The sequence below is a fragment of the Micromonospora gifhornensis genome, assembly GCF_016863515.1.
Taxonomy (GTDB): domain Bacteria; phylum Actinomycetota; class Actinomycetes; order Mycobacteriales; family Micromonosporaceae; genus Micromonospora; species Micromonospora gifhornensis.
In genome coordinates this window covers 169,589-179,603 of sequence record NZ_BOPA01000026.1, presented here as the reverse complement: position 1 = coordinate 179,603, position 10,015 = coordinate 169,589, and the positions used below count along the sequence as shown (strand labels likewise).

11 protein-coding genes, 1 tRNA gene and 1 pseudogene are annotated in these 10,015 nt (G+C 68.4%); 4 read left to right on the top strand and 9 right to left on the bottom strand.

The annotated features are described in order from the left end of the window. The first annotated feature begins 19 nt into the window (after positions 1-19). Positions 20-1,204, top strand: coding sequence for a hypothetical protein (locus Vgi01_RS19420; protein ID WP_343898620.1), 1,185 nt, complete (start codon positions 20-22; stop codon positions 1,202-1,204). A 5-nt stretch (positions 1,205-1,209) separates the two neighbouring features. Here the strand turns inward: Vgi01_RS19420 and Vgi01_RS19415 are convergent, their stop codons facing one another. The 3 genes from Vgi01_RS19415 to Vgi01_RS30745 all read right to left on the bottom strand — a co-directional run bounded on the left by Vgi01_RS19415 (position 1,210) and on the right by Vgi01_RS30745 (position 2,750). Continuing rightward, positions 1,210-2,292, bottom strand: coding sequence for an NAD-dependent epimerase/dehydratase family protein (locus Vgi01_RS19415; protein WP_204291927.1), 1,083 nt, complete (start codon positions 2,290-2,292; stop codon positions 1,210-1,212). 63 nt (positions 2,293-2,355) lie between these two features. Further along, positions 2,356-2,535 carry an anthrone oxygenase family protein gene (locus Vgi01_RS30750; protein WP_239089058.1) on the bottom strand — a complete coding sequence of 60 codons (180 nt, stop codon included), beginning with the start codon at positions 2,533-2,535 and terminating at the stop codon, positions 2,356-2,358. A 29-nt stretch (positions 2,536-2,564) separates the two neighbouring features. Further along, on the bottom strand, positions 2,565-2,750 hold the full coding sequence (locus tag Vgi01_RS30745; RefSeq protein ID WP_239089057.1) for an anthrone oxygenase family protein: 186 nt from the start codon (positions 2,748-2,750) through the stop codon (positions 2,565-2,567). Positions 2,751-2,929: 179 nt separating this feature from the next. Between Vgi01_RS30745 and Vgi01_RS19405 the strand changes: the two genes are divergently transcribed. Continuing rightward, positions 2,930-3,004: transfer RNA gene (locus Vgi01_RS19405), tRNA-Lys, on the top strand. 331 nt (positions 3,005-3,335) lie between these two features. Here the strand turns inward: Vgi01_RS19405 and Vgi01_RS31455 are convergent. After that, positions 3,336-3,737 (bottom strand): cell division protein CrgA, encoded by a 402-nt coding sequence (locus Vgi01_RS31455; protein ID WP_204291926.1) that lies wholly within the window; start codon positions 3,735-3,737, stop codon positions 3,336-3,338. Between the two features lie 598 nt (positions 3,738-4,335). Here Vgi01_RS31455 and Vgi01_RS19395 point away from each other — a divergent pair. Then, positions 4,336-4,901: pseudogene (locus Vgi01_RS19395) on the top strand (NUDIX hydrolase). A 354-nt stretch (positions 4,902-5,255) separates the two neighbouring features. Here Vgi01_RS19395 and Vgi01_RS19390 read toward each other — a convergent pair. Beyond that, the gene (locus Vgi01_RS19390; RefSeq protein ID WP_204291925.1) at positions 5,256-5,621 is read right to left on the bottom strand and encodes a hypothetical protein; all 366 of its coding nucleotides are present in this window, start codon (positions 5,619-5,621) and stop codon (positions 5,256-5,258) included. Between the two features lie 46 nt (positions 5,622-5,667). Continuing rightward, on the bottom strand, positions 5,668-5,892 hold the full coding sequence (locus Vgi01_RS19385) for a winged helix-turn-helix domain-containing protein (protein ID WP_204291924.1): 225 nt from the start codon (positions 5,890-5,892) through the stop codon (positions 5,668-5,670). A gap of 284 nt (positions 5,893-6,176) precedes the next feature. Here Vgi01_RS19385 and Vgi01_RS31450 point away from each other — a divergent pair, with 284 nt between their 5' ends. Beyond that, positions 6,177-6,560, top strand: a complete 384-nt coding sequence (locus Vgi01_RS31450) for a hypothetical protein (protein WP_204291923.1) — start codon at positions 6,177-6,179, stop codon at positions 6,558-6,560. Positions 6,561-7,033: 473 nt separating this feature from the next. Here Vgi01_RS31450 and Vgi01_RS19375 read toward each other — a convergent pair whose 3' ends face one another. The 3 genes from Vgi01_RS19375 to Vgi01_RS19365 form a co-directional block, all read right to left on the bottom strand. After that, complete coding sequence (locus tag Vgi01_RS19375) at positions 7,034-7,444, bottom strand: type II toxin-antitoxin system VapC family toxin (RefSeq protein ID WP_102659913.1); 411 nt, start codon at positions 7,442-7,444, stop codon at positions 7,034-7,036. Then, a complete protein-coding gene (locus tag Vgi01_RS19370; protein ID WP_102659912.1) occupies positions 7,441-7,719 on the bottom strand; it encodes a type II toxin-antitoxin system Phd/YefM family antitoxin in 279 nt (92 codons plus the stop codon). The genes Vgi01_RS19375 and Vgi01_RS19370 overlap by 4 nt, the downstream gene beginning before the upstream one ends. An 87-nt stretch (positions 7,720-7,806) precedes the next feature. Next, the gene (locus Vgi01_RS19365; protein ID WP_204291922.1) at positions 7,807-9,876 is read right to left on the bottom strand and encodes a hypothetical protein; all 2,070 of its coding nucleotides are present in this window, start codon (positions 9,874-9,876) and stop codon (positions 7,807-7,809) included. Positions 9,877-10,015 lie beyond the last annotated feature (139 nt).

The following is a 10,015-nucleotide window of genomic DNA, read 5'->3' as shown; positions in this document are numbered from 1 at the left end:
CCCTCTGAGATCCCCCGCCGTGGTCGTACTCGGCGTCACAGTCACCGTCCTGTCCGCCTGTGGGCCGTCCGTGCCCAGCGCCGATCCGCGCAGCGGCCAACCACCGGCGGTCGACGCGGCACCCGACACACCGAGCGCGGTCGCCGCCGAGCAGGGCGAGCAGGACGTGCCGCAGACGGCCAGCGCCAGCCCCTCCCGCAGCGCCAGCGCGGTGCCCTCGGCGACACCCACCGGCGGTGGCCGCAAACCGTCAGGCGGTGCGGTGGCCGTGCCGGCGGCGGGACGGGCGGTGGACACCTCGCGGCCGACCCGTACGGTCGGCACCGGCACCCCGGCCAGCTGCACCTCGGCGGCGGTGGTCCGGGCGGTGGCGGCCGGCGGCATCATCACCTTCGACTGCGGCCCCGACCCGGTGACCATCAAGATGACGGCGACGGCCAAGGTGCGCAACGCCAACGGCCCGCAGGTGGTCCTCGACGGCGGCGGCAAGGTCACCCTCAGCGGTCAGGGCCGACGCCGCATCCTTTACATGAACACCTGCGACGCGTTGCAGGGCTGGACCACCTCGCACTGCCAGAACCAGGACCATCCCCGGCTGACCGTGCAGAACCTGACCTTCGCCGACGGCGACGCCACCGGCCAGCGCACCGACGGCGGCGGCGGTGGGGCGATCTTCGTCCGGGGCGGCCGGTTCAAGGTGGTCAACTCGCGCTTCGTCGACAACCGCTGCGACCGGAGGGGCCCGGACCTGGGTGGCGCCGCCATCCGGGTCCTCGACCAGCACGACGACCAGCCGGTGTACGTGGTCGGCAGCACCTTCGTCGGCGGCTCCTGCGCCAACGGCGGCGCGCTGAGCAGCATCGGTGTCTCCTGGGTGGTACTCAACAGCACGTTGCGCGACAACGCGGCGGTCGGCGAGGGAGCCAACCCGGCCCGTTCCGGCACCCCGGGCGGCGGCAGCGGCGGCGCGATCTACTGCGACGGCAAGGAGTTCTCGGTACGCATCGCCGGCACCACCATCGAGGGCAACGACGCGAAGGAGGGCGGCGGCGCGATCTTCTTCGTCAGCAACAACCGCACCGGCACGCTCCGCATCGAGGATTCGACCCTGCGCCGCAACCCCAGCCACGGCTTCGAGACCTACCCGGGCATCTTCTACCTGGGCTCCGGCAAGCCCGCATTCACCCGCTCCACCCTGCGCTGACCCCGTCAGTAAGGGTTGCTGTGACCGGCCGGGCGGGCCCGGACGAGTCCGGCCGGGCGACCGGGCAGGGTGGGTGTGGCGGACAGCGGCGGGCTGTCGGTGTGGGCACGTTCGGCCATGCCGGCGACGAGTTCCTTGAGGGCGTCGACCGCGTTGACCCGGGGCCGCCAGCCCAGCTCGGTCTCGGCCCGGTGGCTGGACATCAGCGGTACGTTCATCGCCAGCTCCACCCAGCCGGCGTCGATCGGTTGCAGCCGGGTCCGCCAGGTCAGCGCCGCGGCGGCGCGCAGCACCGGGGCGGCCACCGGCACCGTCCAGCCGTGGAAGTGCCGGGCCACCAGCTCCGGGGTCAGCACCGGGTCCGCGGCGACGTTGAAGGCACCGCGCACATCACCCAGGATCGTCCGGGCGTACGCGTCAGCCACGTCGTCGGCGTGCACCGCCTGCATCCGCAGCCGCCGGTTGGCCGGCACCAGCGGCAGCCGCCCGTACCGCAGCAGCCGCACCGGCACCAGCGGCCCGAGGAAGTACCGGGCGATCTCGGTGCCCGCCTCCCGCTGAAAGATCAGCCCGGGCCGCAGCCGCACCACCCGCAACCCCGGATGGGTCCGCTCGATCCCGTCGAGCATCTCCTCCACCGCCGCCTTGTCCCGGCTGTACGACGATTCGACCACCCCGGTCGCAGGCCAGCGCTCGCTCACCGGCGCGTTCTTCGGCCCCGGCGCGTACGTGCCGACCGACGAGGCGTACACCAGAGCCGGCACCCCAGCCCGCAACACCGCGTCGACCACCGCCCGGCTGCCGTCCACGTTGGTCCGGCGTAACACGTGCTGGTCGTGGCTGGGCTGAATCTGCCAGGCCAGGTGCACCACCGCATCGGCACCGGCGAAGACCCCGGTCAACTCGTCCGCTGCACCCGGCAGACCGATGTCACACGAGTGCCACCGCACCCCGTCGTACGGCTCACCGGCCCCCGCATGGGGCAGCCGCCGCGCCACCCCCACCACCTGGACGTCGCGCTCGCGCCGCAACCGGCGCAGCAGCGCCGTACCCATGTTCCCGCTCGCCCCCACCACCACGATGCGCATGCCCGGTCCGTACCCGTTAAGTGGCTTTCCAACCACGCGCCGTGCCGGCGTCTTCCGGAGACCTCACCGGGTGAGCAGGGCACCGATCAGGCAGGCGAAGGCGGCGCCCGAACTGACCGTCCGGACCAGGTTCCACCGCACCCAGGGCCCCTCGAACCGACGTCGGATCGCCGCCAGGTCGGTGGTCCCGTCGACCGACCTGGCGGCGTCCAACTGATCGTTGAGCGGCACGTTCGACCGCATCGTTACAGCGAAGGTGATCGAATGGCAGATCAGTGCCACAACCAACCGTTGAGGATCTTGCGGTTGATCGATTGCATGGCACCGATCAAGGTCCGATCGTCGGTCGCCCCCAGACCCGGCATCACCGAGCAGGCGTACGCGAAGAACAGCCCGGCCACCAGCCCGGTACTGAACGTCGCCCCAGCCAGTACGACGACGCGGATCGACTCCGGCATGCTCACCCTCCCCGTGTCGCAGTGCCGACGGCCCGATCCTGCCAGCCGGATGCGAATCGCCGAAGGCGTCGCCGTCCTTGGGGTGGCTTCCGTCGGAACTGATCGGCGGTCGGGGTGCGTGCCTGGAGGGCCTGAGCATCGCGCGCCGGGCCACGGGGGTCAGGTAGCCTGTGGGCCGCGGGCCGCTAGCTCAATGGCAGAGCTGTGGACTTTTAATCCATAGGTTCAGGGTTCGAGTCCCTGGCGGCCCACCACACACCGCCGATGAGCTGCGCTAACGCCGAGTGAAGATCATCGGGCACGACGAGGGCACAACTCAGCTCCGATCTTGGTTGGCGGGAGCTTCCGGTCGCTCACTGCCTGCCTGTCGCAGGAGGCCACCGACCAGGCCGCGTGGCCGGTCTTTCTTCGGCGACGTAGGTTTCCGCCATCGACATGGCTGGACGATTTCACGTGGTCGCGGCCGACTGCAAGAACAGGAGGCCACCACGGGCGCCCGCCAGGCTGAGACGAGTTCCCAATCTCCGTCTAGGAGGTGGCGACAGCAACGCCACCTGCCAGAGTTCGCCGGTCCTCCGTCAACCATCACCGTCGCTGGCTGCGGGCTACCAGTAGTAGGACCACACCGGTCACCGTCAGGACGGAGCCCGCACACATTCCGCTGAGGCCTACTGCCAGATTTCCCTCCTGCCAGGAAGAGACCGGGTACGCCGTCTCAGAGAGGTAGTAGACGGCGAGCCACAAGATGCCTCCCGCACAGGGACCAACGAGGCCAATCGCTATCAGGACGATGCCCGCTGCGCCCAACGGTGTGACCCGTGGCCGTTGCGCACTGGGTCGTTTGTCGGTCGCAACCTTGATTTCCGTCTCCGTCGCGACGATCCTGCGGATTTCGTCGGCTGAGATGCCAAAGCGTCGCTCGATATGCCCGAGGTCTTGCCCGGCCGCGTAGGCGGCGATGATCTCTTCGTCACGATCCACAGACATGACATCGAATCGTAGTTGGTCGATCATCATCCAGCACGGCCAGCGACAGCCAGGGGTACGGGCCCGCCGGCGAGAGATGTGACGGTGTGCCGCCCAACGTCAGCAAGATGCGGTAAGCGGCTTGCGAGATCATCGGGCACAAGCCGGGCACACCTCACGCCGAGAAGGACCGTCAACCGCTGTAAGGCAACGCAAGACTTCAGCCAGGTCAGCAGGTCGATCCGCCGATTACAGATGATCGAGGCCTCGCCAGAGAGGGTCAGGGTTCGAGTCCCTGGCGGCCCACCGACCGCACCATTGTGCGAACCGGTGGTTGTTCATCGTGAGTGCCCCGTCCGGGTTGGGCGGGGACATCGGCCGCCTGGCTGTCATCCCTGACGATGTGACGATCCGCTGCTGTGGCGGATGACCCTCGACGTCGTCGCCGCTTATCAGCCCGACTCGCGGGGCGACTGCCGGAACCTGCAGTGCCTCGGGCAGCGAGGCGTGTGCGCCGCTGCCCGCAACGCCCGGAGGCCGCGGGGTCGTCACGCACGGAACCTAGTTGGCGGAGTGCTGTGCGGCAGCGGTTCCGTGCCGTTGGTCGGATACTGGCCGGATGGTGGAGGGACAGGACGTCGGGTCGACGCGGTGGACGATTCATGGTGAGCGGGTGGTGGATGGTAGTCGGGGGCTCGGTTGAGCATCGCCGATGTGGAGTTGCCGGATGGGGTGCGGTTTGAGCAGTACGTGATTCGGGCGCCTCGGTCAGCGATGGTGGCGGTGCTTGACGGTCAGGGGCGGCTGTTGCTGATGCGGCGGCACCGGTTCGTGTTCGACCGGTGGGTGTGGGAGCTGCCGGGCGGCTACGTCGATGAGGGTGAGGATCCGGCGGCGTGTGCGGTCCGGGAGGTTGAAGAGGAGACCGGGTGGCGTCCGGGTGTGGTGGAGCCGTTGTTGGCGTTTCAGCCGTGGGTGGCGACCGCGGACGCGGAGAACCTGCTGTTCCTTGCCAGGAGCGCTGAGCACATCGGTGCTCCGGTGGATGTCAACGAGGCCGAGCAGGTCGCCTGGATTCCGTTGGAGGAGGCACGGCAGCTCGTCTCCCAGGGCGAGATCGTGGGTGCCGGCACGGTGATCGCCGTGTTGGAGCTGGTCGCGCGTGAGGCCCGAGGCGAGTTGTAGTCAGCGGTACTGGCCGAGGGCTGCGTCGATCCGGGTGATGAAGTGCCGTGCGGCTGGTCGGCGGCGGTGTGGCATGAGGTCCGTTTGTAGGTCGCGTTAGCGGACGGCGCGGGCGGACTTCAGCAGGGTGGCCAGGGTAAGGGCTGTAGACAGCAACGCCGCCGGGCGGCGGCACGCTGACGAACGCAGGCCCGGGCAACGCTCCGAGCTTGCAGCCGTTGCCGGAGGTCTGCGGACGCGACGCACAGGGCTTGTGAGCGAGGCGTATGGCTAGACCTCTGCCTGACGGGTCAGTTCTCGTCGACCGCGGCGAGATCCGCGGTAGCCCGCAGAAGATGCGAGACTCAACCCTCGTCAAACGCGCGGCGCGTTCTTGTAGACCGCGTAGGCGAACCAGGCGGCATCGCGGGCAGCCATTGGGCTCTCGCTGGAGATCTTCGTAAATCCCTCCGAGCATTCACCGGTGGTGGCGGAGACGACGAAACAGGTGACGTTCGGCCACCCTGCTTGATTACAGAAGACGCCGATGTCCTCCAAGATCGCGCCGGTCGCCAGCGGCGCCAGGCCGGGTTGCAACTTCTCGGCGAAGGCTGCGTAGGTGATCGGCTGGTGGCCCTTGGTTGCGATCTCCTGCAGGACGCGCAATCCGTTGACCATGCGGCGCGAGCGGGCCTCGTCGAAGCCGGCCCGCTTCACATATTCACTCAGTACAGGGTGCATCGTTTCCTCCAACTCGGCGTGAGAGGCGTTCGGAGGGCGACCCGAGCTACCGCGGAAGCGGGTCGGCGACGTAGACGCCCTTACCTTGCCGCCCGTCGATCAAGCCCTCGGCTTTGAGCAGGAGCATCGAGGCGCGGATGACCGTGTTGCTGACCTTGTAGTGCTCGCAGAGGGCAGCGAACGAGGGCAACTTGTCGCCTGGGTTCAACTGTCCAGAGCTGATCTGCTCGCGGATATCTCGGGCGACCTGTAGGTAGGCAGCTTCAGACATAGGTGGTGCTCCCAGCTTGGCGGCTGGTGCAAGCAGACTACATCCCGGGCTCAACTTACAACGCTATGTGTCGTAGCTGTTGACCCTGCGCACATTGCGTCCTAAGTTGCTCGTGGGGCTACCCAGCTTGGCGGCCGGGTGCTCTGCCGTGGGTGCCCTGTCTCCAGGCACGGGTGACGGGGTGCCCACGGACCACAGGCGTCGGCGGGAGGCACGGTGACCAGACCGAACGATGCGAGTGTTTCGCCCGCAGGTGCGGGCTGCGCTGCCCGGGGTACCGGCCCTTGGCAGCAGAGGTCGGAGAACAAAGGGCGCGTGTCCTACGACGAGTACGTCCTAGCGGTAGCCCTCACCCTTGCTCGGCGGCATCGGCCGGTCTGGTCCTGGCAGAAGTGGCGGCGGATCTGTCGCTGTGGAGCCGATCTGCCCTGCCACGCCCGGCACCGCATCCCCATCAACCGTGGCCACTGGCCGGGAGAGGAGGCGCAGTGAGAAACGACCAGGAGTACGCGATCCTCGCCGTACACGTTCGAGGGCTCGACGGCATGTGCGTCGGCTGCCGCGCCTGGTGGGCGCGGCTGGCTCCGTACCCGTGCTGGCAGGTGGAATGGGCGACCAGCCGGCAGGCCCGCTCGAGCGTCGCCCGATTCCTGGGCGGTGTGCGGTGACCACCCACGGCCCGGTGATGCCGATCTGGAGCTGCGGCGGCTGCGACCTGCCCTGGCCCTGCCCCACTCGGAGGCGAGAGCTACGCGCGGAGTACGCGGGCGCTCAGGTGTCGCTGGCGCTCTACCTCGGCGTCTGTCTCGTGCAGGCCGCCGAGGACATGCCCTGGGCACCGGCCGGCGCACTCCACCGACGGTTCATCGGCTGGGCCAGACAGCCTGCGGAAGTACAGCAGCGAAGTACAGCAACCGTGCCAGCCGAACCCGGCCGAGAAGCGCGCCAGCAGCCCGGATGACCTCGAACCGCACCGCAGGAGACCGGTTCGCCGGCAATCCATAGGTTCAGGTCCGAGTCCCTGGCGGCTCACTCCGAACGGATACCCATACGGGGGTGCAAGCAGAAGCGCAGACCACGGCCGATGTCATGGCCGCGCTGCCGTACGGCCGGACTCCGCACAGGATGGTGGATTTGTGGGTCAGTTCTGGCCGGGGCTTGCTACGGGCAGCCCAGCTGCCTTGGCGCATTCGAGCAGCCGCCGGTCGTAGGTGACGAAGGCGGTGAGCGCCGTGCCGGACTCGTTGGTCAGTACCTGGGCGGTGGCCAGGTGGATGGCGTCAAGGCTGCGGAGTGTCGGCTCAGCGAACGCGGCTGCGGTCGCCCGGACCGTGCTGTCGATCTCCATTCGGAACAGCCGTCCGACGGCCGCCGGCACTCCGATCAAAGCTTGCGGAGCTGATCGGCGCAGCGCTCTGGGCACTTCCACCTCAACGAGAGCGGAGGAAACCAGCGGCACGTCGTCGTGCTTGTTGAGCCAGGAGACAAGGTCGGCGCTGCACATCTCCTGTCGAACCAGCTTGATGACGGCAGCTGAATCGAGGTAGATCACCAGCGTTCCTCGTCCCGCATGGCAGCGAGCGAGGCGGCCACATCCACGCTCTCGTCACCGAGCTTCGGTGGAAGCGGAACAGAGCCCCCGCCGGTGGGGGCGACGGCTCGCCCCGCCGCTACCAACTTGGCCAGCACCGACCTGTCGTCGCCCACCGGAACCAGTCGGGCGATCGGGTGTCCGCGATCGGTGATCTCGACGGTCTCGCCGCCACTCACCCGAGCCAACACCTGGCTCGTGTTCTGGTTCAGCTCCCGGACACCGATACGTTCCATGACTACGAGTGTAGAACCACATGTTCTACAGTTCTAGCTTCCGACGTCGTCCGGGCTGCCTGTTAGCCAACCAGGGCCCGTTCAGGGTCAGCGGCGTACGGTGACCTTTGCGCTGGTGGCCTTGCCGTTGCTGTGGCCGGCCTTGCGAGCGATCACCGTGACGGTGAGCTTCTTGCCGCGCATCTTCGAGGTCAGCTTCAGCGTCTTGCCGGTCGCTCCCTTGATCAGCTTTCCGTTGAGCCGCCACTCGTACTTGTAGGAGTCCGCCTTCGGCGACCAGGTGCCGACCAGGGCCTTGACCTTCCGGCCGACCTTGGGCGTACCGCTGATCTTGGGCTTCTTCGTCGCCTTGGGGGCCTTGCCCTTGGCGACCGCGGCGGTGGCCTTCGAGGTGGCCTTGCCGTTCGGGTGACCGGTCCGGATGGCGGTCACGGTGACCGTGAGCTTCTTGCCGAGCAGCGCGGCCGTGATCTTGAGTGATGCGCCGGTGGCGCCCTTGATCGCGGTGCCGTTCGCCGCCCACTGGTACTTGTACGACGTGGCGCTGGGCGTCCAGGTCCCGGTGCTGGCCTTCACGGTGCTGCCGACGGCGACCGTGCCGGTGATCGCCGGCAGCTTGGTGGCCTTGGGCGCGGGCGGTGCGACGATCTGGAATCTGCTGGCCCACGTTACCGAGCTACCGAGTTCGTCGTGCGGGGTCAGCCGCACCGTGGCCGGACCGGTCGCCACGCCGGTCAGGTCGGCGTGGACCAGCATCATCGCGCCGCCGCCGGTCAGGTGGTGGACCTGCGCGGGTACCGGCTTACCGTCGGCCGGGATGACCTCGATGAGGTCCTGCTTGTGCATGCCGTAGCCGGTCAGCTCCAGCAGGTGCACCTCGCCGGTGGTCACCGAACCCGGGGTGACGTGGTCGAGGGCGATCAGGCGGCGTTTGAGCTGGAAGCGGTGTTCGGTGACATCGGAGGTGCTGCCGGTGGCAGTCACACTCCAGAGCAGCACCTCGTGGGCACCGTCCGTCGGCGGCGTCCAGGACACGGTCGCCGTTCCGTCCGGGCCGGCGGGGACCGCGACCGACGGAGCGCCGTTGATCCGGTACCGGAACTCCGTCGTGCCAGGCATTCCGGCGGTGAAGGTGAAGGTGCCGGGCCATACCCGGCCGACGCCGTTCGACGGGAAGTCGGTCGAGGTTACCTCCGGACGGTTGGAAACCGACCAGAGGATGATGGCGCTGCCCGTCTGCACACCGGCGGCGTTGCGTGCGAAGACGTTGATGTAGTGGGTGCCCCTGACGGTGGGCAGGAGTTGGAAGGTGGCGCTGCCGTCGGCTGCCGGCGTCAGGATCTGTCGGCTGTTCTGGTCGGAGTTGATGGTGACCACGTACTCGACGGGGTTCGCCATGCGGGTACGGGCGATGAAGGTGGTCGGTGTCACCCAGCCCACGCCGGGGATGCGCGACACGGTGGGCGCCGCACCGTCGACGGAATAGGAGACGTACCGGCTGGCGGAGACGGTGCCGTCGGCGCTGACACTGTGCACCAGGAGATTGGCGATCTCGTGGTGGACGGCTGTCCAGGTGAGGTCCGCAGTCCCGTCCGGGCGCGCGGCCACCGTGCCGGTGTAGTACGTCTTGTGCACCCGGTCGCGCAGGCTGTAGGTGTAGGAGACGACGTCCGGTCGACCCGGCCGCAGGCGCACCGTCCGCGACTCGCCGACCACCAACTCCGCGCCGTCCTCGCCGCGATCAACAAGCCGTGGGCCGTCGTCCACCTTGAACGCGTAGGCGGTCTCGCTCGGTTGCGGACCCTCGGGGGTCACATCCCGGACGTAGAGCGTCTGAAGGCCCGCCTGGGTGGGGGCGATCGACGCGTACCCCAGGCGATCGACGGCCGGGACGGTGCCGGAGGGGCCGTCGTCGCCGAGCCGCCAGGCGAAGGCCACCGTGTCGGTGCGGTACGTCAGGAATTGGAAGGTGCCCGCCATCCCGATGCTGTAGTCGAGGTTGGGCGAGTTGGGATACATCGGATACTCGTACGACGACACCGCCGGTGGGCGTACGGTCTGCGCGGATTGCAGTGTGGGCCCGGCTGCCGAGGCGGGTGCGACCACCGCTACGGCACCTCCGGAGCTGCCGAGTGCGGCCACCGTCAGCAGTGCCACGATCCGTCGAGTTGAGCGCGAGCCGATGCGCATCTGTCCCCCATGTACCGACCGGGCGATGATCACCCGGGCAGATGATATTGACAGACGCCAGACGGTACGGGCAAGGCAGATGTGTGCCCGCTGCGGGGCGCATGGC

Excerpts from the sequence above, each read along its gene's own strand:
- Vgi01_RS19390 (WP_204291925.1), bottom strand. The coding sequence starts at position 5,621 with ATGCACCCTGTACTGAGTGAATATGTGAAGCGGGCCGGCTTCGACGAG.
- Vgi01_RS30750 (WP_239089058.1), bottom strand. The coding sequence starts at position 2,535 with ATGCGGTCGAACGTGCCGCTCAACGATCAGTTGGACGCCGCCAGGTCG.
- Vgi01_RS30745 (WP_239089057.1), bottom strand. The coding sequence starts at position 2,750 with ATGCCGGAGTCGATCCGCGTCGTCGTACTGGCTGGGGCGACGTTCAGT.
- Vgi01_RS19385 (WP_204291924.1), bottom strand. The coding sequence starts at position 5,892 with ATGTCTGAAGCTGCCTACCTACAGGTCGCCCGAGATATCCGCGAGCAG.
- Vgi01_RS31455 (WP_204291926.1), bottom strand. The coding sequence starts at position 3,737 with ATGTCTGTGGATCGTGACGAAGAGATCATCGCCGCCTACGCGGCCGGG.
- Vgi01_RS19415 (WP_204291927.1), bottom strand. The coding sequence starts at position 2,292 with ATGCGCATCGTGGTGGTGGGGGCGAGCGGGAACATGGGTACGGCGCTG.
- Vgi01_RS19370 (WP_102659912.1), bottom strand. The coding sequence starts at position 7,719 with ATGGAACGTATCGGTGTCCGGGAGCTGAACCAGAACACGAGCCAGGTG.